Genomic DNA, 21,384 nt, shown 5'->3' with positions numbered 1-21,384 from the left:
CGGAATGAAGAGCGTGACGGAGCGTCGGAAGCCTTTCGACGCCATCGGCAAACTCTCGACTTTGAGTGGTCCGCGCGGCCGGTTCGACTGGTCCGGCTCCGTGTTCAGCCTGGGAAGCGTCAGCATGGGGCGGTAGCGACAAATTTTCTCACAAGGATGACTGACCACGCACCAACTTCGGTCTTGCACCGAATTGTAAAGAGGAACCGCTATGCATTGCTTGGGGGATTTGTTTGCATAGTCACAGATGCGGAATTCGAGGCGATTGAATGTGCCCTTTCCTCACAAACGCTATGGTGAAGCTACTGAAGCGGACAGGTTGCTGCCCGCTTCAGGGTGATCCAGATCAGTGGCTTCTAACCAGTCATCGATCGGAGAGCCGCAACACGCGCGATGAGCACAGTGCGTAGTCTCTGCACCTCGGCGTAGGTCTCTTCGACCGATTCGAAGGCCGCAAGCCTCTCCTGGTGAATGCGTAGGGTCAAAGCCTCGATCTGGCGAAGGGCCTCGAGGAAGGGGATGGGTGTGTCTGGCGTGTCGTTCATGTTCTGGGATTCCTTTTGATGATGGGGGTCAGTGGGTTGTGATCGGTTTGGGGTGATTCCAGACGCCGACGACGCCATCTGGAAATTGGAGAATGAGGCGGCTGGCGAGACGGGCGTCCGCGGCCTTGGTCATCACGAAGCCGGTTTCAGCCTCGATCACCAGCGCCAGGCCAGCCTCTACGACTGGATCGTGAGCAACGTCGAAGTCGGCAAGACGCTCGGCGTCGCCCTCTTCTCCGTCCACGGTCTCCTCTCTCGCAGTTGTCTCGGCATGAGCAGCGATGGAGGTGAGGAGGCTGCGCTCGATCGTAAGACCGACCTTGAGAAGCTGCTGCTCGGCGTTGGTTACGCAAAGACGAACCGCTTCTTCAAACCCCGTCATGGCGCGTGATAGCCCTATGCGGGCCTCCGCCTCGATATCCTTGCGGATGGTCTCAGCCAGGGCCGTAAGCGCCTGGTCGGCACGGATGGCCGTTCGGCGCACAAGATCCCGAATCAGCATGGCTGCTGCGGTGGGCGTTGGTACGGACCGTCCGGCCACCTCATCGAGAACGGTGCGCGGCGTTGCGGCGTGGCCAAGGCCCACGACAAGGTTCGAAAGGCGCCGCGCCGCCGCGGCCGTTGCCCACGCATTGAGCGGTGAGAAGGACGAGGCTGGGCCCCCTCCCCGGACGATGAGGGTGGCGGACAACCCGTGTTCGGCATGCAGCGCTTCAGCCTTGGCCATGGCCTCGATGAGGGAGCTCTCAGCGCTGGGGCCCTCGAAGATGCCCTTGATCCGGTGGAGTGCGATCAGTCCCAAGGCTTCGAGGGGCTTCAGCACATGCTCCACGTCGCGCAGGGCGTCACCGACCTCCGATGCGATGACCGCGACGTGATAGGGCTCCTCCGGATCCTCCCAGGTCGAAGGTCCGAACCGTACTCCATCCATTCGGAGCAATCTCAGCATCTCTTCACGTCGGATCTCCAGTTCGATTGGGATTTCGCCAATCAAGTGAAGACCGATGACCTTGGCCTGGATGGCGGCTCCGCGACTGTAGCGTTGCCGAAGCGAGCATCGTATCGCCACCTCGATCCTACGATTGACTAGAGAGAGAGGATCGAAGGGGCTGCCGAGTTCGGCTTCTATCGCTGTCCGCTCGTTCTCACTGAGGTGAGCTTCGAGCCGCGGCGGCTCACTTCTGCTTGCAGCCTCAGCCTCTCCGAGGAGAAGCACGAAGCCATCCCGTGACGTGGCTTCAACGCTGAGCACGCTGGCGCTCACGACATGATCGCCTTTCACCTGTTGTCGCAGCGAGGCGATGAGGTTCTGCAGGGGAATGACGCTGGTGTTTGTCGGGATGGGATGATCATTCGTGGACGGCTGGATACCGTTGTCCTGTGGGGCAGGATGAGGCGGCAGTGCAGTCGGGAGCGGGGCGCTCCACCCACGGATTCTGTGATGGCGCATGATGGGTTCCTAGGTGAAGGATTGATGGAAGGGTCAGTGAGGGGAGGGGGCGGCATGCCCAGTCCATGCCCCCGACGTCCTGGACGTCGAACGTTGAGACCGAGCGATGCCGGTGCTGGGAGCCTGGGCTAGGCGCCGTCGCGCAGCGGCCCAGGCTTTGGCAGGAGGGTGAGAGCCTTTGGCATGGTCACGAACGTGGACCGAGTGCGCGACGACCGCTCTTACGAGAAGCGGGGACCGGGACGGCAATGGACCGTCCCAGTTCTTGTCCGGATGCCCAATGGGCATCCGAGGCGTAGCGGCGCCTCAGAACGGTACGTCTGTGAACCCGTTACTTTCGTTGTCGGGTCGATCGGAAAGAACTTTCTCGATGCGGTCGAGGCGGGACCGATCGGCTCGGTCGAGTTCCCCGCGTAAGATCGCCTCGATCGTGCCCTGCATCTCGTCAGGGAGAATGACGGAACGCCAGGCGAGATCGTCGACCAGCGTCGGCACGGGACCAGCGAGGGTCAGGAGCGTCGCTCCTAGACCGCAAGCAGCCTCCACCACGTCCGGGTCGCTGAAGATCCGGGAGCCGACGCCGCGGTCTCCCGTGGCGACGAGGACGGCGTCCGCACCGGTCCAGTGCACGAACTCCTTGGCATCCTGCAGTGCGAGGAGGACATCAGCGACATCACTGAGATCGACGGGTCGCTCGGACAGAAAGACGATGCGGTTCTCGTCCAACTCTCTGAGCCCTGGCACGAGTGACGCCCAGTGGCCCGTCCCAGTTTTAGGGGTGAGGGCGTAGAGTTGGCGCAGCTTCTCGGGCGCCCGGGCCGGACGCCACAGCCCCCCTTCCTCCAAGCGTCGGCGCAGATCCAAGTCTGCGGAAGCCTGAGCAGGGGTGGGGTTATCGCAGATGGAGATAACGAGACGGGGTCCGAGTTTCGCGTCATGCTCGATGGCAATGCGGATGGGCACTTGTTCCCCCGCTCGGATCAAACCCGGCTCTATTCCCCATTCCTTGGCGAGCGCGGTGAGCCATTCTTCGCGCAGGAAGACGTGGCCCCAATTTGGCTGGAGAGGATCGAGCCCCGAGAGGAGGCCGCGGATGCCCGGTTTGACCCTGCGGGGCAGAAACTCCAGCAAGGCTCCCAGTCCCTCTTGCGAGGCTGGTGGGCATGCGGAGGTATGCGCGCCGGTGGGCACGGTGATGGTCATGATGTTTTCCTGAGTTCGAAGGGAGCGGAAGCGACCCGAACTCTGGCTCGAGCGCGACGGCGCTGGAGCTTTCGTCCTGGTGTGTTCTTCCTGGGATTTGCGTCGGATACCCCGACACCCTTCTCATCAATGCTTCTCATAAGGCGGCGCGCAGGCAGCCGGCCACGTCATTTCGGGAGAACAAAAACCAAGACTATCTTCTCTGCTTCCAACCTAATCTGGTCGCCGATATTTTTGAAATTGCTACCCAATACCGGACCCCAGAACTAGGTTCTGACAGACGGTATCTGTTGACCCTTGTCGGACCTTCGGAGCGTCCGCTTCTGGGCAGCCTGATAGACGGACGCGTATGACCGGGATGGGTGGGGAGCGGTTGTTCAGCTTGCAAGCTTCGAAGGTCCGCTCCACCGCCGTAAGCAGACCTCTTTCAACCGTCCGCCAGAGCAGCCGTCCGAGCGCTACCTTAGCCTATCGCTGCGAGGCTCAGAATGCGTAGCGACGCATCCCGCCATCGACGGTCAGCACGATCCCGGTGATGTAGCGGGCGCGCGGCGACACGATGAAGGTGACAGCGTTTCCCACGTCCTCGGGCTCACCGAAATCGCGCATCGCAATCTCACGCTCCGCGAACTTGCGGCGCTCATCGCCAGGGTAGAGACGGCGGATCTGAGCGGTATCGATCAAGCCCGGCTGGATGCAGTTGACGGTGATGCCGTGCTGGCCAAGCTGCTCCGACAAGCCCTTGGACCACACTACCAGCCCGGCCTTAGCGACCATCGCCGCGTTGACCACCTCGGGCTCTAGGTTGCCGGAGATGCTGACGATGGACCCGGCTTTCCGAGCGAGGAAGTTCGGCAGCAGGGCCTGGGTAAGTTGACGATGCCGGTCGAAATTGAGGGTCATGCCCTCGATCCACTGCTCCTCCGGTGCATCGATGGCCATCGGCCGGCTGCCGCCTGCGTTGTTCACGAGGATGTCGAGGGGACCGAGGGCTGACAGCGCAGCTTCGGCGATCCGCTTCGGGCCGTCCTCGGCCATGAAGTCCTGTTCGAATACGGTCGGGACGACCCCGCCGTCCCGACCGATCTCGGTCGCGAGGCAGGCGAGGAGTTCGGGATTGCGGGCGGTGGCGAACACCCTGACGCCCTCCGCAGCGAGCGCCTTGACGATGGCGCGCCCGAGCCCCTGGCTCGCCCCCGTCACCAGTGCCGTCTTGCCGTTCAGTTGAAGGTCCATGTCAATTGTCCGTTCGTTTGGAACGAAGGTAGGGACGAAGCGCTGTTCCGATAACGTGCTAGTTTCTGCGTGCGATGGTGAGCGAAACAGAACAATGCGCGGGAGCGAACTGGGTGAGTTGTCGACGTTCCTTGCGGTGGCTCGGCATCGCAGCTTCCGAAAGGCCGCGACGGAGCGGGGCGTGGCGGCATCGGCCATCAGTCACGCGATCCGCAACTTGGAGGAGCGCATTGGCGTCCGTCTGATCCAGCGGACGACACGCAGCGTGACTCTGACCGATGCAGGCGAGCGCTACCTCGCCGACCTCACCCCGGCCTTCGAGCAGATCACGAAGGCGCAGGACGGCCTGAACGCTTTCCGTGCGACACCGTTTGGGACGGTTCGGATCAACGTGCCGACCTCGATAGCGCCCTTCGTGTTCCGGGACGTTCTGGGCCGGCTGGTCGAAGAGAGCCCTGGGCTCAGGCTCGACATCATGGCGACCGACCGGCTCATCGACATCGTCGAGGAAGGGTTCGACGCTGGCATCCGCTTCGGTGAGGTGTTGTCCCGGGACATGGTGGCCGTCCGAATCAAGCCGGTGCAGCGCCTGATCGTGGTTGGGTCGCCGGACTACTTCCGCTCACGACCCCCGCCGCAGCATCCCCGTGACCTCGGGCAACACGTTGGCATCCGCTACCGCTATCCGAGCGGCGCGATGTTCGACTGGCGGTTTGAGCGCAACGGAGAGGTCCTGACCGTCGTGGTTGATGGCCCGGTGACACTCGATGACCAGGATCTAATGATCGAGGCGGCCTTGCAGGGGTGCGGGCTGGCCTACGTCTGGGAGGACCGCGCACGCCTGCATCTCGAAGCCGGCACGTTGCACCGCTGCCTGGAAGCCTGGTGCCCAATTAAGGACGACCTGTTCCTCTACTACCCGAGCCGGCGGCACGTATCTGGAGGGCTAAGGGTCCTGATCGACGAGCTTAAAAGCCAAGGTCCGCTCCGCGTTCGTGAGCCGCCACTCGTTAACGATCAGCCGAATGACCGCTGAGGGTCGAGCCCCGTCCGTCTGCCCTACGGCAGGGTTGGGTGGTTTTGCGCCGGTCCGCTTACGAGCGGGATTAGGCAGAAACGGACATTACCGTCCCGCCCGCTCACGACCCCAAGCAGACCCTCCCGATATTTGCTCCTCCATCGCCGAGCGCTTCACCTACGCGGCTGTAGAAGCGACCGGCAAAACCGAGCGCTTAATGCGCCGCCTGGGGACTCCCGAGGCCGATTGCCTTGACGAGGTTGGAGCGCTGTGCGGCATAGCCCGATGCAACCATCGGATGTTCCGCCGAGCGGCCCAATGACATTATCCCCCCCATAGTTCAGCGCGGCCCCAAGCCGCGATGGACCGCTTATCCATTGCATCGTATAAACTTTTCTTACGCCCGGACCAATCGCTCCACAGCAAATGATAACGCAACAGCACACACAAGAGAGCCTTAGCCGGTCTTACATTCACGCTATCGCAGGAACTGCGGGTGTAAATCTGCATGTTGGGCGCGAGTTTGACTATGGATTCGACGGCACTTTTCGGCCTGTAATTGTACGCGGCAAAAGGAGAATTGAGTCCGGTTTTCCGGTCGACTTTCAGCTTAAGTGCACAAAGAATTGGAAACATGAAGACGCAAGTGTTGCATATAGCATTGAGACGAAAACTTACAACGATCTGGTGACGCGCGATCTGGATGGAATCGGTGCTGTTTTAATCCTACTGTGTGTTCCCGATGATCACTCAACTTGGGTTGAGGTTTCCGAAGATTTCATGAAAATGCAGCACTGTTGCTATTATACAGTGCTTTCTGGCGCTCCTGCCACGAATGAAGAGTCCACCAAAAAGATTCTGATTGCCCGCACTAATATCCTGACACCCGACTCATTGAACGATCTACTGGCGGCAGAACGGACGCGGAAAACCGGGGGGGCGTTATGATCGATGTTAACGACCCCCGACTCGATATCGAGCCAAGCCTGATTGCGCGTTACCTGCTACATTTCGGGTGGCTTGCGGATGCGTTCGGCCGGAAGGTCAGTCGAGTCTATTTCAAGGATGAGGCACCCGATCCGGTCGAAATATTTTTTGATAAGCAGATAGAGCTTGAGGAAAAGAAGAAAGAAGTATTCTTTGCCCTAAAAACTATTTCTGAATTTTATGATCGGGCAATTGAAGATATCAGCAGCGATATCAAATCGCTTGCCTATGACCAAATTACAAGCAAGATACCCAATGAATATGTTGTCAATGACACAGTGCAATTGCATGTTGCATCGCGATATATAAATCAGATGCACAATTTCTTGGCATCGTCTGCTACAACAGAACTGACAGGCGAGAGGCATTTCAAGCGGACCCGTAAGGAGGCGATTGAGTATGCGGAGCGGTGTCGCTTTGGGCATACGTTCCGAGGAAGTTTCGGCTTTTTGATCGAGTCTCCCGTAGGTCTGAATGACACGCCTACCCTTGATGTTGGCGCTGAGAATTTGCCGCTTAACCGGAAGATCGTGGAGCGGATCGCTGTCGGCCTGTCGACGTACAGCGAAGCGGTTGAAACCCAGAACCCTGGCGTCATCGTCCGCCGAGCCGATGGTTTTAGCGCCAATATGTGTGACGCTATGGCTGATGTGATCGAGGAGACAGACGTCTCAAAGATGGTCATTGGCATCAAACTCTCGCCGGAATGGCGTTCTGAAAAGCTCGATCAGCGGCTAACTTTTTCCATTGAGCATAAGAACGTCGATTTGCTTAGAACCGCTGCCAAATTAATGCGCGTCGATGAAAAGCCTCGCCCTGTGACCGTCTTTGGTCGCATCAGGCGCGTCGAGACAGACGGCAATCCAGCCGACCTTTTGGAAGATCCCGCGCCGAAGGAAATCGAGATCAATTGGGCCAGCGACGATAATACTTTGTTGCATGTTAGGCTATCTCTGCCGAATGCGGATTATTCCGAGGCTGTCGAAGCTCATAAATCTGGCAAGCCGGTTTCCGTGTCTGGTATGTTGACCCGTATCGGCCGATCCTGGCGATTAGAGCACCCTGAGAATTTCAAGATCATCACGTTTTAGACGTAGGCTTTTGCGGCCCGCACCGGACACTTGCACCAAAAAGTCCAATAATTTCAGCAAGCAGTCGCGTGGTGCAAAACTCTTGAGTTTCGCATCAGAGGTCCGTAAGCGACCCATGCTGGGCATATGGAAGCCCGCTAATGCATCCCAAATGCAGCTGTAGGAGGGCAGCCGCTCAAGGACGCTTGGAAGGCGTGAGCTGCCGGCAGAACGCCGTTTGATATCAAGCTTCCGCACATCTCACGCGGCTGACTGCAGGGGCATCGTGAGCCCGGCCTCGGCGGTCTCGGCGTCGCTCTCGACGTCCAGCCCCTCCTCGGGGACATTGCCGGTGTAAGCGGTCTTGCCCATCGCCTGCTCGATGATCTCAAGGAGCGCCTTCTGCCGGCTCTCCATGAAGGCCTCGAAATTGTCGCTCCTGAGCTGCGCCGGATCGATCAGATGGGAGCACAGATGACCGTCGAGCGTTGCGTCCTCGATCGATGGGGCTGTGCTGCTGCCCTTCTCAAGTTTGGCCAAATACTCGGATGGCGCCGCACCGCCGATGATTCGGTTGGTGCGGTCCGACAGCGGCGTCTTGTTGATGATCGAGTCGTAGACGGTCGGACTGATGCCGTTGCCCTTGCACCAGGCCTGCGGAAAGACGTGGTGGATGTCGACATTCTCGCCGAAGAACACGGTGTGATCGAATTTCTGGCCGGAGCGAAAATCCTTGGCGCCTTTCTGCATCAGGAGCGCGTTCACGCCCTTGTAGGCGGCTGAGAGGCGCATCCGCATGGTCTTCAGGCGGTCGGCGCGGAAGATCGTCTCGCGGACCGTCGATGGCGCCTTGCCACCCCTCAGCCAATCCGGCACCTCGACGAAGTCGCGGGCGATCCGGGACTCGACAGTCGAGCCGTACAGCTCGCCGAAGACGCCGTTCCAGTACCACTGGAACAGCTTTGCCCGGTTGGCCTCGTGCTCCCAGGCGTCGCCGATATCTGCGAGGATCGTCGCCAGCGGCACGATCTGCGACTGATAGGGCAGGTCGAAGATGCGGTAGATGTTCAGCATGTGCAGGAACTTGGCCGCCCGGACGAAGCCGGCTTCCACCTGCGTCTCGTAGCGGATGTAGGCCTCCAGAGGCAGATCGAGCAGGGCCTGGCGATTGCCGGAGACCGCGGGCAGCTCCTTGCCTTCCTTGCCGGCTTCGACCGCCGCCCGACGTCTGTCGCGCGTGTAGAAGAGCGACACGGCCTGCAGGAAATCGGTGTTCGATACCCCGGCCAGGATGCCTTTTTCGGTGTCTGCCAAACGCAGTGTATCTACCAGGCGGCGGTGCCGCCCCTTGGTCTTCTCGTCGCCGTACCAGTCCTTGCGCAGCTCATGGCCGGAGGCCGCGTACATGGCTGTCACCAGCTCGAAGGCATCGAGTGCCTTGCCGCCGGTGTTCACTTTCTCGAAGACGACGCAGACCGCCTCCTTCGAGGTCGAGCGATCGAGGGCGATTACCGGCACGCGGTAGTGTTTGAAGTTCTCGAGCACTTCCTTCTTGAAGGTGCGGAAGGCGGCTCTGACGGCCTTGTGCTCGTCACCGGCCCAATACTCATCGAAGCCGTCCTGCCAGCTGTCCCAGTCGAACACCTGGCATACCGGGTACATCAGATGGGCGTATTCCTGCTCCGCCGAGGAGAGATCCAGCTCGCCCGCGCGACCGAAATCGCCGCGCTCAATCCGGTTCTCGGGCATGCCGACGATGGCTTCCTCGCGGTCCGTGCCAGCGTTGAGCGCCTTGCGGATGTCGATGTAGAACCAGCGTTTGACCCGCTTTTTCTTGGGGGTGACGGTCTCCACCACTTTGCCGCGCAGCGTCACCTGGTAGAGCGATGTCATGCGCTGCTGGCCGTCGAGCAGGAGCGATTGCGGAACGACGTCACGCGCTTCCGTTGGAGCGCCCTCGACAGGGCGCGGCTTGAAGTTCACCGGCCCGCCCGTGTCGAGCGACATCAAGGCGCCGATCGGAAACGCTCGGGAGATCGAGGCGATCACGCTCTTGATACGGTCTTCGTCCCACACCCAGCTACGCTGAAAATCCGGGAGCTGGATGACGCCCCGGTGGCAGTCGTCGAGGACCTTCAGTAGGTCCACCGGATTGGTTTGAAACGTCGATCCCGGCATGTCGTCTCCACACTTGATTGAAACGAGTTTTCCCCAGCGGCACCTCACACTCAAGCAAAAAGGCTGGAGGCCGGTTTCGTGTGGGCCGACGTGCGCCCCCTCGGCGACTGGCTGTCGCCGAGGGCCGAACCACCATACGGCTGTCGCTTCTAACCATATTTGCCAGAGGGTTGGGGAGCGGCGGCTTTCGAGAAGCGGAGACAGCGGTCCTGGCGGCCGGGTTGGGTCGGAAGCGGGCCCAGCGGCTATGTCCGCTCCGATGCATCTGCTGCCCAGAAGCGGACCGGCTGAAAACCACCACTAATACGGACCGCGAAACAGATCGCCAGAGGCCTTGCGCCTGAAAAGGGTTCGCCACCGGCCGTCGATGCTCTGGGCGGTCATGGTTCATATGGCAGCGCTGACAGAAAGCGGCGAGGTTCCTGTCCGTGTTGTTGCCAGTGTCGTGGTCCCGATGCGCGGTCGCGAGCACCACCCTGGTCGGGCGCAGGCGTCCAAGGTCCTCGAAGCTCGGCAGGCTCTGGAGAGTGTGCCCTCTCCCGTCACGCCAACAGCCGGTCGAGGCATCCCACCAGCGTCCGTCGCCCAAAAGGTAGATCGTCTGCCCATGCGGTCGTCCGCATCCCTCACAGGCGCCTCCTGCCCGTCGGAAGCGGATCACGGCGGAGAGTTGCGGCCAGTCGATCGGGTAATAGAAGCGGTGCTCACGCCGGATTGGCATTGGGGTCAGACCCTTCTGCCTATGGGGGCGGCCTGGCTACGTGCCCGAGCCTGAGGGAAGTAGCTGTAGAAGGTGTCCCGACTGACCCCGAGCCGCTTGGCGATGGCAGCGATCGAGATCGTGCCGGACTGGAGTAGAGCGCGGCCAACTTCGAGATCGGCATCGGTGAGCTTCTTCGGTCTGCCACCCTTTCGGCCGCGAGCCAGTGCCGCTTTCAACCCTTCCATCGTCCGTTCGCGGTTGAGATCGAGGAAGTACTCGGCCATGGCCCCGTGCATCTGCAGGGCGAAGCGACCGTGAGCCGTGTCGCTATCGAATTGCTCGGTGAGGCTGCGGAAGTGGATCTCTTTTGTGCGGAGGCTGTCGATCGTCCGCATCATCTCGACAAGCGAGCGACCGAGCCGATCGAGCTTCCACACCACCAGCACGTCGGTGGGCCGCAGGTAGGCGAGAGCGGCCTCGAACTCGGGACGCTTCGTGCCAGCTTTCCCAGACTTTTTCTCCTCGAACAGCCTTTCACAACCAGCGTTTGTCAGCGCGTCGCGCTGCAGATCCAGGTTTTGGTCAATGGTAGAGACACGGGCATATCCGACAAGCATGTCGGGATAGTGATTCAAGAGCGTTTATCTGGCAATAGAAAACCAGTCATATTTTCCCGACAGAAACGGAGCCTTTCTAGGCCGCGTAGCGAACATCTCCCGATCATGTCGGGAAAACGGTCGTTTTCTAATCGCTGAATAATGTTGTGCTTCCTTACCTTTGATGTTGCCGCTCCTCTTGCGTTGACGCGCGCGTCCTACGATAAAGGAGGTCGGTTCGCCCGCAGCCCCCTAACCGGCAGCCTCAGCGAAACGCCCCTGAAATAGTGGGGAAAGGCCGACCGCAGGCCTAAGCAGATTATATTTGCAAGCGGAACCCTGAAGCTGGGGGGTGTCGGTCCGGCAACATCGATTTCTGAGGGGCAGTTGACAAACCTGCCCCTAGGCGAGGTGGTTTAGGGACCTCGCTAGCAGAGATCGCCACGGCGTAGCAACGCCGGGCGATCTTGCACGCCCGGCAGGGAGATTATCCATGACCGGAACCACTTTCCTTGATATTGGCATTTTCAGCTTCCACGCTCACGCTATGGGCGATGTCTCCATTTACTGCCTGACAGCAATCACACTGGCCTATCTGATGCTGCGTGATCTGCGACGGAATTTCTAAGTCTCTGTCCTAGCGACAGACGTCTCTCACAACCCTAATTTTGCATATGATGCAGCCCGCCCAGTCCACTGCGACGGGCTGCATCATCGGGGCTGCAGTAAACGCCTCGGCCAGCCAGCCACGGGTGCGTTAGGAGGCCTTGCGCTGTTCCGTTTCTACGCATGAAGAAAGGGCCGCCCAATCGGTGCGGCCCTCTCATTTGTGGATCATCGCCTTAAGCGATGGCTGGGGTGAACGTGATCCGGCCGCCCTCTCCTGCCTTGGCATGAGGTCGGACGATGATCTCGATGTCCTGGTCAAACGCAGTCAGCATCCGCATCAGAAGTTCCACTGAGTGGCCACGCAGGCTGCCCCGGAGCAGCTTGGAGAGGTCAGCTTGTCCAATGCCAGCGATCTGCGCCGCCTTGGTCTGAGTAAGTCTGCGGTCAGCAATGAGCCGTCGCAGCGCAGCAGTCAGATTAGCCTTGAGCTGCAACTCCTCTGCATCAGGCAAATTGAGGTCGGCAAAGACGTTTCCGCTTCCTTCAAAGACTCCGGTTTCTAGTTTGCTCATGATATTCGCCCTTATTCTCCGGCACGCGTTGCATAATCTGTTTCTGCCATCTGCAAGCGCGATTTAATGAGATCGATCTCGCGTTGCGGAGTAGCAATTCCCTTCGTTGATTTCTTTTGAAAGCAATGGAGGACGTAGATTACGTCAGTGAAACGCACCGTATAAACGGCCCGATAGGTGTCTCCGTCGTGGTTCTCGACTATCTCAAGGATACCACGTCCGCTAAAACCTTTCAGTGCTTTTGCGGATAGAGGTTCTTCACCTAACTGCACAAGGTCCAGTGCATACCCGACATCAGCCCTTACGGCTGGCGGGAAGGCGCACAGGTCTTTCAGGGCCGAGCCGAGAAAGCGACAGGGCTTACGGGCAGGGGCTACGGTTTTCACTCCCCATATTATGGGTGTTTAGCCATAATTTTGTCAACGGGAAACTGACAGGCCGCCTCGGAATAAGTAAAAAATTTATAGCGGAGCCCCCTTGCAAAAACCGTGAACAAATTTCACTTTCGGTTCTGCCGCTCATTCCCACAGGCGCAAACCGCACGGACTACCTCAATGTCTCTTTCAACTAAAATTGATGAAATTCGCCAAGAAGTAGAAGGAGTAGAAGTTGCATATAATGAGCTGCGTGATTTGATGTTTACCAATGAACGAAATCTTTCTGAAGGAGGCAAAGGCCTAATAAAAGAAATAAAACGTAGAAGTATGCGTCAAAAAGATGCCGTCAGAATACTCGGAATTAGTCCGTCTGCCGCCTATAATCACTGGCATGACGTCTAATTGAATTATTTGTATCGCACGCAGGAGATAGCTATGGGCAAAATTAAATACACAGTTCGCAAAACCAAAAGCGGCATAAGTAGAACAGCTAGGAGTACGTCAGGTAATATAACGACAACAAGAACAATTACAGCGAAGGGAAAATTGAGAGTCACAATATCCCGACGCATCGGCAATACAACTTACACGACGACTTATTGAATGACCGATCCTATGCAAAGGCCGCCCTTCAAGGCGGCCTTTTTAGATCAGGATGCGCTCGATCTCGTCCAGGTTCACCTCATCCGACCGGCGGTCGTAGAGCTGGGTGGTGCGGGTCGAGGCATGATTGGCGATGGCGGCGGCCCGTTCCAGCGTGCCGCCATTCTTGAGGTAGGCGGTGATGCCGGTGGCCCGAAAGGTATGGTTGCCGATCCTGGTCGCAATCTTCGCGGCGGCGGCCCGGCGCTGGACCATCGCAAGGGCATCACGTGCCATCAGGGGCGTGCGCGTGAGGAGCGCGGTGCCGCGCCCTATGGGGCGGAACAGGGGGCCGTCCTTGTCGTCCTGGATGCCGGTCCCATCCAGGTAGGCATGCAGGTAGGCTTCCAAGTTGTGGTGGCAGGGGAGGGCCGCAGCTCTGCCGCCCTTCTCATGCAGCCGCACCCGCAGGCGGCGGTTCTGAACGAACACATCCTCGACCCGCATGGCTGTGGCCGCGCCGATCCGGGCGAAGGTGTAGACCATCAGGCCAATCAGGGCGCGGTCGCGCAGGCCGATGGCTGTCCCGATATCGATGCTGTCCAGCAGCTCGCGGGCCTCCTCGGGGGCTAGCACGGGCGTCTTGCCTGACTTCACCGAATGTCGGGGGCCACGGACGGCGCTGGCCGGGTTGAACGGCAGCACGCCACCGGTCGCCAGCCAGTCGAACATCATGCGGACCGCCGCCAGACGCTGCTTGACGGTCGGGGCGCTATGGCTGCGCCCAAGCTCCTCGACATAGGCGGCGATGTGGATCGATCCCACGGCGGCGATTGAGGGCAGGCCCCGCGCCTCCATCCATGCGCAAAAGTCGCCCACGGCCTTGGCGTAAGCGCGGCGGGTGTTGGGGTTTCTGATCTGCGCGGTGAAGAATTCGAGGAAACGGTAGGCGGCGTGCTCGCCTGCCGCCGTCACAAGGGCCGGGCCGGGGTAGCTACTCAGGGCGGCAAGCTGGTTCATTTGAGCTAGTTTTTTGTACAAAAATAGAGCGCGACATACGGAGGTAAAATATCAATAGGTTCTGGCTTTTCTTTACCAGCATAAGCTGTCATTACCGAGACGGCAGGTCCTTCCTTTGTGCCATAAACAGTTTGTTTTTGGGTTCCGTCTATCGGGAATCTATTTCCCAGCGTAGTGCCAGGACCTACTCCGATTGCACTGTCATGATTATGTTTCGGCATTTGTTCAATATTAATTTCATGACTTTGTCGACCTCCAGACTTACCAAATCCTCGTTGAGAAATTCTATTTCCAGATTTATCAACGGTAAAATCGCCTGGTATGTTGTCTATTTCAACTTCGCCAGCTGCACCAATTATAAAACGACCTGCGCCCTTGTAGTATGGCTGCCAGCCCGAAGGACATCCACCTTTTAGATCAAAGGCCATGACAGCCCCGGCCGGCGTAAGTCCAACCTTACCTGGCAACGTTGCCACCAACGCCCAAGCTGCAAGCGATGCCGCTACGACACCTCCCGCGATACCTGAGGCTGCTGCAGCAATGAGATTGGAACGAACCGCTGTCTTGACTTCGTTCGCAACCGAAACATGATTTTCACCAGCACTCGTCATATCTGCTCCTATCACCGATAAAGGACATTATCGGTGATAGGGATCGCGCGCAAGAATATAGGTGACGGCGAGTGTTGACAGGTGACGGCAACTGACATAGTTTTGGTCAGGTGACGGCAACTGATTGGATGAAATGGTATGAACAACAAGTGCAAAAGAATCATCGATGGCAAAACATATAATACAGAAACAGCAACTTTAATTGAAGGCCGCGACGAGGTCGACAATGCCTGGATCCAAGGAAACTATTTATATCAAACAAGATTTGGGGCATTTTTTAATTATAGATATCTCAGCGGCGCGGATGAGCACGATCATGAGACAATAGAGCCCTTTACGCCAGATCAAGCCAACGCGTGGCTAGAGAAGAACTATAGCTATCAACCGGAGCTAATTGAAAAACTATTTGGCGAGATGCCTGAGGCTGGATCTGGTGAAGTAAAATATACCCTTCGCATGCCAGAAAGCCTACGTAATAAACTATCAGACAAAGCGTCCACAAACAAACAGTCTTTAAATGCCTGGATTATTCGTTGTCTGGAACGCTGTGCAACTGATGGAGAATGATCATGAGTAAATTACAGATTGATGCATCAACGTCTAGTCTACATGTTTCCGCAGAAGGCGCCGCCGCTCTGATCATAGGATTTACTATTGCGTTTGTGTGTTTAGTTGTCTGTTTCAAATATGTATCTTGGTAATTCTAACAAGAAATTCCGCTAAATATTAAAACCTCCCGTAGGAGGTTTTTGTTGGTATGTCTTCTTTCTATAGATGTCTCAGTTCATGCCGCAGATCGGGCCGTAGGGGCCAGGCCCGCAGCTGTAGGTGGGCACGTAGATCGGCGCGAAGTACGGGCCGTTGGGGTTCGGCATCCAGTAGCCAGCGAAGGCCGAGGAGCTTCCGACGACGAGGGCGGTGGTGGCGAGAGCCGAGAGGATGAACTTGCGCATGATGAGTCTCCTTGAATGATGGGTGAGATGAGTGGGTGGGGTGTCGGTGGTCGGATCGATGTCTCAGTTCATGCCGCAGATCGGGCCGTAGGCGCCGGGCATGCAGCTGTAGGTGGGCACGTAGATCGGCGCGAAGTACGGGCCGTTGGGGTTCGGCATCCAGTAGCCAGCGAAGGCCGAGGAGCTTCCGACGACGAGGGCGGTGGTGGCGAGAGCCGAGAGGATGAACTTGCGCATGATGAGTCTCCTTGAATGATGGGTGAGATGAGTGGGTGGGGGCGTCGTGTATTCTTATTGAAATGAACCGAGAAGATTATCTATCGAGTCACTTTCTTCAATCGACAACACCGGAACCAAGACGGTCTGGTTCATCTGTCCGATTGGAGAGATATTGCCTGCAAAAGTTTGCGATGAAGCCGTTGCGATCAATGAGAGCGCGACTGCAAATTCGATAAATGATTTGCTCATGACCATACGATCCAATCGTTGCTGGATATAAATCTTTATCCGACTGCTACCTAGCAACGTAAAGATTTATTGGGTGAGTATTTCTAGATCATGGTAGTTTTTCTGGATCTAGTCTTGCTCGCCCTTGCTGATGACAATGATATAAGTCCGAGACTGGGCGGAAGATGCACCGTCACTTCGGTTTTTGGTGGAACATTGCGGAATTTTTCTACGGCTCCGCTCCCTGGCCAGGGAAAACTGTCAACTAAAAATTAACACTTGGAGATTCCCTCCGTTTCTGGGAGATTGCTTCCCGAAATTCCCGGTTGGAGGGGGCAATGAACAATCCAATCCTATCAGAACAGGAAAGAGAGCAGGAGAGATGGAGGCGACTTGGTGAGCGCATTGGTGCGGCACGCAAGAGCAAGGCGCTCACTCTGGTCCAACTGGCAAATCGCGCAAAGCTCGACGAAAAAACCGTTCGAACTGCAATCGACGGTGGACATGTTCGGTTGGACTCGCTGCATAAAATATGCAAAGCCCTTGAATTAGACATAGAAGAAGAAGAAGACACCGTAGATATTGCAGACGATAGATTTGGTGCATATAATTTAGAACATTATGAGGAGCATGTCGGGCATTTTTATTCTTACAGACGCAGCTTTACGTATCCAACTAATATATTGAGATCTGTTTTTGAGATCACATGGTCAGATGACAAGGGCAATGAAGGCTTTAAGTTTCGAGAAGTACAGAAATATCACTCCAAAACTTCCAAAAAGAAGATAGATTTTAGCCAATCTGGCGATGTCTATATTTCGCACAAAACAGGAATGATTCAGCTTCTTACATCAAATAAAGGTGCCCTGCGCCTTATAACTCTCACAAAGCTCACAGATGACGTAATGAGTGGCATTGTTTTAACCCAAGCAGAACAGCGTCTATTTCACCAACCGTCAACATCAGCGATTTTTCTGCAAAAAATAGCCGACGTTTTAACAGAAGAAGACCTTTCTCAATCTGTGGGGTCTCTCACTCCATCAGACGATGGCTATGATACTGCCAGTGAAATTCTTTTAGAGATTGAACGTAATATCGGCGTTTTTGCACTTACTCCGACAGGAGCAAAAGATAACGAGGTAAAAAACGCTACTTTCCATAGTATAAAAATAGCTTCTTAATTCACACCAGCAACAAATCGTCCCAACTAGTCGTGTATTTTTGCGAGAGGTGCTCGGCCCGCAGCTTCCACGGCCGATCCTGTCCGCTGCACGCGAACCGCACCCGGTCCCTACCATAGCGGGCGTTGAGGCCGTCGATCATGTCCATGAGACGCGCTCGCTCGGGCGTATCTGGCCGGATGAACAGCGAGCGTTGCACCTGGTTGGCCGGATGCAGGTCGAGCAGGAGCACACCGCACTTTTTGTACAGGAATCCTCCCCGGTAGATGCTCCGCAGGCCCCACAGGGCCGCGCGGATCAGCCGGGCGGTGTCGCTGGTCCCGATCGTCAGCCGCACCGGCCTGGTGGCGTAGTACTGGGCATCCTCGGGCTTGTGGCGGTTGGTGGTGAGCATCACCACCACCGAGGCCGTCGCCAAGCCCTGCTTGCGCATCTTCTGCGCGGCATAGGAGGTGTAGGCGGTCAACGCCTCGGCCAGCTCCTCGAACGTCTCCACGGACCGCCCAAAGCTCCGCGAGCAGCAGATCGTTTTGCTGTCCGGGCTGTCCTGTTCGAGGTCGAGGCAGGGCGTGCCCTGTAGCTCCATGACCGTCCGTTGCAGCACCACATTGAACCGCTGCCGGATGTGCGTCGGATCGGCGTCCCGGAGGTGCAGGGGGGTGTGGATGCCCAGCTCGGCCAGGCGCGGCACCAGGCGGCGGCCGATGCCCCACACGTCCCCGAGGTCCATCTTTGCCAGGGCGGCGGTCTGGCTGGGCTCATCGCGCAGGTAGCAGACCCCGCCGCTGGCCGGGTCTTTCTTGGCGGTACGGTTGGCGACCTTGGCGAGCGTTTTCGTGCCCGAAATGCCCACGCAAACTGGGATGCCGGTGCTGCGACCTACGGTTTCCCGGAGGGTCCGGGCGTGCGCCTCCGGATCGGCGAACCCGGACAGGCCCAGGAACGCCTCATCGATGCTGTACACCTCCAGATCGGGGGTGAAGTCGGACAGCACGCGCATCACCCGCGCGGAGAGATCGCCATAGAGCGTGTAGTTCGAGCTGCGGACCTGGACGCCCCACCGCTCGAACTCGGCGCGGCGCAGGTGCCAGGCATCGCCCATGGCGATCCCGAGGGCCTTGGCCTCGTTGGACCGCGCTATGACGCATCCATCATTATTGGACAGCACGACAACCGGCTTACCGCGGAGCCCCGGCTGAAACAGCCGCTCGCAAGAGGCATAGAAGTTGTTGCAGTCCACCAGGGCGACCGGACCGCCCATGGCCTAGAACCGCCGGAACGAATGGGTGATGACGCCCCATACCTCGAACTCGGCCTCGTCGGGCACCTCGATGTCGGGGAAGGCGGGGTTTTCCGGGTGCAACACGATCCGGCCGCGCTTCTTGAGGAAGCGCTTCATCGTGAACTCGCCGTTGAGGCAGGCGACGACGATGCAGCCGTGTGAGGGCGTTTTCGCCTTGTCCACCACGGCTACGTCGCCGGGAAACAGTCCGGCGCCGATCATGCTCTCTCCGGCGACGCGCACCGCGAACACGGACGGCAGGCGGGCGCCGACGAGCTCGTTGAAGTCGAGTGGGTTTTCCAGGCTGTCCTCGGCCGGGGAGGGGAATCCGCAGGCCACAGAGGCCGTCACATACGGCACTTCGGCCGTCGAGGTGCCATCCACCTTCAAAAAGGCACCGATGCCGCCGGAGGTGCCGCCACGCGCCGCGATTCGGCGCGCCAGGTCGGCGATCTCCACCGGCAGGCGCACGACCTTTGTCGGCACGCCCTTGGGTTTGCCGGCGCCCTCACGCGGGCCGCCCCAGCCGGTCCTTCTACTCTCCCGCATGGCGCTACCCTCCGTCTTGATATTCGTAACATGTATCAAGACGCTGCTGCCGTCCAGCTTGTTCCGGCGTCAACGCCAAAATGACCTACTGCAGCATTACATTGTGGATAAGAGAATATCGAACAGTGTCGGCTATCCACTCAAAAGCAACGTGTTACACTTCTGGGTAAATCGCTACGGTCAAGCTTACTTAGGGGAAATCAGACCTTGGAAAACAAGCATCGCAACGGATCGATTAACTCGCCCTCCGACCCCACATTTGCCAATGATGGCCTAACATCGCAGGTACTACAGAAGGGTTTGACGTCTGCAAATCTTCAAACAGCCCTTCGTCCAGCCGCCAGTTCAACGACAGCAGCACCAGCAACTGCGCCACAGTCTGACAATACTCCAGCACCACCCGCAGAAAAGAAATAGTGAGGCAATACGTTGAACAGACCTCGTTTTCCCATTGATCTGGATGGTCTTGGCGATCTCCACACCTGGCATGGAAAAATTCAGGGTGGTCCAACTTCCGCAATCCTTAGGCAAGGTTTGGAACGAAAGTTGTTGCAAGCTGCGGCCCAAAGACTGACGTCAGCTGAAGAGAAAAAGCCATCCGCATCCCCCGTAGTGAAAGCTACGCCGCTAACGTCAGAAAAGAAATCTTGAACACAGTCGAGATGCTCGATCTCCTGTCAGAAAAGCAATGGGCTGCGGTTTCTGCCGTTGGCACTGCGGCCCAGGCAATCATTGCGTTTCTAGGTTTGGCATTCATTGGATACCAGATTTTGCAAGCACGCAAAACGGGAGACCTACAGTCGCTACAGGAGTTTCTTCGGTCAACTAAAGAACATGAGAATGCTCTTTTCAATACTGCTAATGAAGATGAGCAAAACAAGGCATTTTATGAGTTCGCCAACTTTCTAGAACTTCAGGCTGCAGCCTTACATGGCAAACTTTTTTCAAAAGTAACGCACAAGATAGCACGCGAAAAAATTCGCGACTCAATAGCCACCATTGAACTAATTGAGCCCTGGAAGAAGAAACTTGAAGCAGGCATATCTAGCACGACGACATTTGAGCACCTTCGCAAATTTTGCAAATCAGAGCGTCAAAACATCAATAACGTCAAAGCAGGACAAGAGATGATGAAGGCTGAAGAGGTCACGGAAAATCCCGGGTGAGCCGCGGCATATGCCTCGAGGAAGCTGGTTACTCAGCTGCAGCTTCGGGGTTTGTCCGGGCTGAAAATCGGTCCCGCGCGGTGATCCGATCGACCGGCAGATGGGCGACCGGAGGCTGAAACACCTCCTGCTGCAGGAAGGTGCGCTCGCCCTCCAACTGCTCCTCCTCGCAGTCCATGTACCAGCAGCGCCGCGAACCGCTCCAGCGGAAGCCGCGTGCTTTCAGGGCATCCTTGGTTTCAAAGGCAGCCCCCTGCGCCCACAGGCGCACAGTCGGCTTGCGGGCGGTCTCCAGCAGGGATGACAGGGCTAAGCGCCCTGAAGCCCGCAGCGGACGCGACAGGAGGGCCATAAGGGCATGGCAGTCATCGATCGCCCGGTGGCCCTTGTGGAAGAACCCGTAGTCGATCAGCAGGTAGCCAAGCTTCATGCCCTCGTGGCCTTCGGTGCGCCAGGGAATCTGATGGCAGGAGCAGGCCCAGTTCTTCTCGGCGAACACCGGCCAGCGGCCCTCGCACATCTGCCGGTCGAAACTGGCGTTGTGGGCGATCACCACGCCCACGTCGGCGGCGAGCGCCTGCACCGCGGCGTCATCAATGCGCTTCCCGGCCACGTCGGCGTCAGTGATGCCCGTGATCCGGGTGATCTCGGCCGGGATCGGTTTGCGCGGCTGATGCAGCTGGTTGAACGTCTCCAGCACCCGGTAAATGCGCCCGCTGGCGCCATACTCGAACTTGAGAATGCCAAGCTCGATCACCTCGTCGGTGGCGTAGTCGGTGCCGGTCGTTTCGGTATCGAGGATCAGGCCGATGAAGGTCGGCTCATTGGGCGCATCCGGAAAGTCCGTCAGGGGTTCCAGCCGGCGCAGCACGCGATAATCACCCGTGCTTTCGAGCACGGCGGCGATGCTGTCGAGGGGCTGGCTCACGGTCTGGTGCGTCCTGCTTGGTTCTCCGGGGCAGACGTCACTGAAGCCGGCCGTCATCGGGCCAAGCTTAGGCTCAGGCCACGCGATCTGGCCAGCGTGATCATGGGAATCCACAACGGGT

At 57.9% G+C, this 21,384-nt stretch carries 24 protein-coding genes and 1 pseudogene; 9 read left to right on the top strand and 16 right to left on the bottom strand.

Annotated features, from left to right (window positions below; translation table 11 throughout):
- The first annotated feature begins 4 nt into the window (after window positions 1–4).
- Complete coding sequence (locus tag ACYQML_RS04325) at window positions 5–136, top strand: hypothetical protein (RefSeq protein ID WP_461234838.1); 132 nt, start codon at window positions 5–7, stop codon at window positions 134–136.
- A gap of 437 nt (window positions 137–573) precedes the next feature.
- Here ACYQML_RS04325 and ACYQML_RS04320 read toward each other — a convergent pair whose 3' ends face one another.
- The 3 genes from ACYQML_RS04320 to ACYQML_RS04310 all read right to left on the bottom strand — a co-directional run bounded on the left by ACYQML_RS04320 (window position 574) and on the right by ACYQML_RS04310 (window position 4,434).
- Window positions 574–1,476 carry an exodeoxyribonuclease VII large subunit gene (locus ACYQML_RS04320; RefSeq protein ID WP_461235664.1) on the bottom strand — a complete coding sequence of 301 codons (903 nt, stop codon included), beginning with the start codon at window positions 1,474–1,476 and terminating at the stop codon, window positions 574–576.
- A gap of 825 nt (window positions 1,477–2,301) precedes the next feature.
- A complete protein-coding gene (locus ACYQML_RS04315) occupies window positions 2,302–3,198 on the bottom strand; it encodes a hypothetical protein (protein WP_461234837.1) in 897 nt (298 codons plus the stop codon).
- Window positions 3,199–3,681: 483 nt separating this feature from the next.
- Window positions 3,682–4,434 (bottom strand): SDR family NAD(P)-dependent oxidoreductase, encoded by a 753-nt coding sequence (locus ACYQML_RS04310; RefSeq protein ID WP_461234836.1) that lies wholly within the window; start codon window positions 4,432–4,434, stop codon window positions 3,682–3,684.
- A gap of 94 nt (window positions 4,435–4,528) precedes the next feature.
- On the opposite strand from ACYQML_RS04310, the gene ACYQML_RS04305 reads away from it, so the two are divergent.
- The 3 genes from ACYQML_RS04305 (at window position 4,529) to ACYQML_RS04295 (ending at window position 7,530) form a co-directional block, all read left to right on the top strand.
- On the top strand, window positions 4,529–5,470 hold the full coding sequence (locus tag ACYQML_RS04305; RefSeq protein ID WP_461234835.1) for a LysR family transcriptional regulator: 942 nt from the start codon (window positions 4,529–4,531) through the stop codon (window positions 5,468–5,470).
- A 408-nt stretch (window positions 5,471–5,878) separates the two neighbouring features.
- A complete protein-coding gene (locus ACYQML_RS04300; protein ID WP_461234834.1) occupies window positions 5,879–6,400 on the top strand; it encodes a DUF4365 domain-containing protein in 522 nt (173 codons plus the stop codon).
- Complete coding sequence (locus ACYQML_RS04295) at window positions 6,397–7,530, top strand: hypothetical protein (protein WP_461234833.1); 1,134 nt, start codon at window positions 6,397–6,399, stop codon at window positions 7,528–7,530. The genes ACYQML_RS04300 and ACYQML_RS04295 overlap by 4 nt, the downstream gene beginning before the upstream one ends.
- A 240-nt stretch (window positions 7,531–7,770) precedes the next feature.
- Here ACYQML_RS04295 and ACYQML_RS04290 read toward each other — a convergent pair whose 3' ends face one another.
- From ACYQML_RS04290 to ACYQML_RS04280, 3 genes and pseudogenes are all read right to left on the bottom strand, one after another.
- Window positions 7,771–9,687, bottom strand: a complete 1,917-nt coding sequence (locus ACYQML_RS04290) for a GmrSD restriction endonuclease domain-containing protein (protein ID WP_461234832.1) — start codon at window positions 9,685–9,687, stop codon at window positions 7,771–7,773.
- A 300-nt stretch (window positions 9,688–9,987) separates the two neighbouring features.
- A pseudogene (locus ACYQML_RS04285) lies at window positions 9,988–10,408 on the bottom strand (hypothetical protein).
- 5 nt (window positions 10,409–10,413) lie between these two features.
- A complete protein-coding gene (locus tag ACYQML_RS04280; RefSeq protein WP_461235663.1) occupies window positions 10,414–11,007 on the bottom strand; it encodes a recombinase family protein in 594 nt (197 codons plus the stop codon).
- A gap of 472 nt (window positions 11,008–11,479) precedes the next feature.
- Between ACYQML_RS04280 and ACYQML_RS04275 the strand changes: the two genes are divergently transcribed.
- Entirely contained in the window at window positions 11,480–11,614 is a 135-nt protein-coding gene (locus ACYQML_RS04275) for a hypothetical protein (RefSeq protein WP_461234831.1), read from the top strand.
- 214 nt (window positions 11,615–11,828) lie between these two features.
- Here the strand turns inward: ACYQML_RS04275 and ACYQML_RS04270 are convergent, their stop codons facing one another.
- Both ACYQML_RS04270 and ACYQML_RS04265 read right to left on the bottom strand, forming a co-directional pair.
- Complete coding sequence (locus ACYQML_RS04270; RefSeq protein ID WP_461234830.1) at window positions 11,829–12,167, bottom strand: helix-turn-helix domain-containing protein; 339 nt, start codon at window positions 12,165–12,167, stop codon at window positions 11,829–11,831.
- A gap of 11 nt (window positions 12,168–12,178) precedes the next feature.
- Window positions 12,179–12,553 carry a type II toxin-antitoxin system RelE/ParE family toxin gene (locus ACYQML_RS04265; protein ID WP_461234829.1) on the bottom strand — a complete coding sequence of 125 codons (375 nt, stop codon included), beginning with the start codon at window positions 12,551–12,553 and terminating at the stop codon, window positions 12,179–12,181.
- A 168-nt stretch (window positions 12,554–12,721) separates the two neighbouring features.
- Here ACYQML_RS04265 and ACYQML_RS04260 point away from each other — a divergent pair, with 168 nt between their 5' ends.
- On the top strand, window positions 12,722–12,946 hold the full coding sequence (locus ACYQML_RS04260; RefSeq protein ID WP_461234828.1) for a hypothetical protein: 225 nt from the start codon (window positions 12,722–12,724) through the stop codon (window positions 12,944–12,946).
- Window positions 12,947–13,189: 243 nt separating this feature from the next.
- Here the strand turns inward: ACYQML_RS04260 and ACYQML_RS04255 are convergent, their stop codons facing one another.
- Both ACYQML_RS04255 and ACYQML_RS04250 read right to left on the bottom strand, forming a co-directional pair.
- Complete coding sequence (locus ACYQML_RS04255) at window positions 13,190–14,146, bottom strand: tyrosine-type recombinase/integrase (protein ID WP_461234827.1); 957 nt, start codon at window positions 14,144–14,146, stop codon at window positions 13,190–13,192.
- A gap of 5 nt (window positions 14,147–14,151) precedes the next feature.
- Window positions 14,152–14,757: a hypothetical protein gene (locus ACYQML_RS04250; protein WP_461234826.1), complete on the bottom strand. Its 606-nt coding sequence runs from the start codon at window positions 14,755–14,757 to the stop codon at window positions 14,152–14,154.
- Window positions 14,758–14,895: 138 nt separating this feature from the next.
- On the opposite strand from ACYQML_RS04250, the gene ACYQML_RS04245 reads away from it, so the two are divergent.
- Complete coding sequence (locus ACYQML_RS04245; RefSeq protein ID WP_461234825.1) at window positions 14,896–15,324, top strand: toxin-antitoxin system HicB family antitoxin; 429 nt, start codon at window positions 14,896–14,898, stop codon at window positions 15,322–15,324.
- A gap of 212 nt (window positions 15,325–15,536) precedes the next feature.
- Here the strand turns inward: ACYQML_RS04245 and ACYQML_RS04240 are convergent, their stop codons facing one another.
- The 3 genes from ACYQML_RS04240 to ACYQML_RS04230 all read right to left on the bottom strand — a co-directional run bounded on the left by ACYQML_RS04240 (window position 15,537) and on the right by ACYQML_RS04230 (window position 16,178).
- On the bottom strand, window positions 15,537–15,710 hold the full coding sequence (locus ACYQML_RS04240) for a hypothetical protein (protein WP_461234824.1): 174 nt from the start codon (window positions 15,708–15,710) through the stop codon (window positions 15,537–15,539).
- 63 nt (window positions 15,711–15,773) lie between these two features.
- Window positions 15,774–15,947, bottom strand: a complete 174-nt coding sequence (locus ACYQML_RS04235) for a hypothetical protein (protein WP_461234823.1) — start codon at window positions 15,945–15,947, stop codon at window positions 15,774–15,776.
- A 54-nt stretch (window positions 15,948–16,001) separates the two neighbouring features.
- Entirely contained in the window at window positions 16,002–16,178 is a 177-nt protein-coding gene (locus tag ACYQML_RS04230) for a hypothetical protein (protein WP_461234822.1), read from the bottom strand.
- A 317-nt stretch (window positions 16,179–16,495) separates the two neighbouring features.
- Here ACYQML_RS04230 and ACYQML_RS04225 point away from each other — a divergent pair, with 317 nt between their 5' ends.
- On the top strand, window positions 16,496–17,338 hold the full coding sequence (locus tag ACYQML_RS04225) for a helix-turn-helix domain-containing protein (protein ID WP_461234821.1): 843 nt from the start codon (window positions 16,496–16,498) through the stop codon (window positions 17,336–17,338).
- Between the two features lies 1 nt (window position 17,339).
- Here the strand turns inward: ACYQML_RS04225 and ACYQML_RS04220 are convergent, their stop codons facing one another.
- A complete protein-coding gene (locus ACYQML_RS04220; protein ID WP_461234820.1) occupies window positions 17,340–18,599 on the bottom strand; it encodes a Y-family DNA polymerase in 1,260 nt (419 codons plus the stop codon).
- Between the two features lie 3 nt (window positions 18,600–18,602).
- Window positions 18,603–19,091: a LexA family protein gene (locus ACYQML_RS04215; RefSeq protein WP_461234819.1), complete on the bottom strand. Its 489-nt coding sequence runs from the start codon at window positions 19,089–19,091 to the stop codon at window positions 18,603–18,605.
- 740 nt (window positions 19,092–19,831) lie between these two features.
- Here ACYQML_RS04215 and ACYQML_RS04210 point away from each other — a divergent pair.
- Window positions 19,832–20,335 carry a hypothetical protein gene (locus ACYQML_RS04210; protein ID WP_461234818.1) on the top strand — a complete coding sequence of 168 codons (504 nt, stop codon included), beginning with the start codon at window positions 19,832–19,834 and terminating at the stop codon, window positions 20,333–20,335.
- A 28-nt stretch (window positions 20,336–20,363) separates the two neighbouring features.
- Here the strand turns inward: ACYQML_RS04210 and ACYQML_RS04205 are convergent, their stop codons facing one another.
- Window positions 20,364–21,263, bottom strand: a complete 900-nt coding sequence (locus ACYQML_RS04205; RefSeq protein WP_461234817.1) for a 3'-5' exonuclease — start codon at window positions 21,261–21,263, stop codon at window positions 20,364–20,366.
- Window positions 21,264–21,384 lie beyond the last annotated feature (121 nt).

The organism is Methylobacterium sp. CM6244 (genome assembly GCF_054817885.1).
This window is presented reverse-complemented; position numbering and strand designations above follow the sequence as displayed.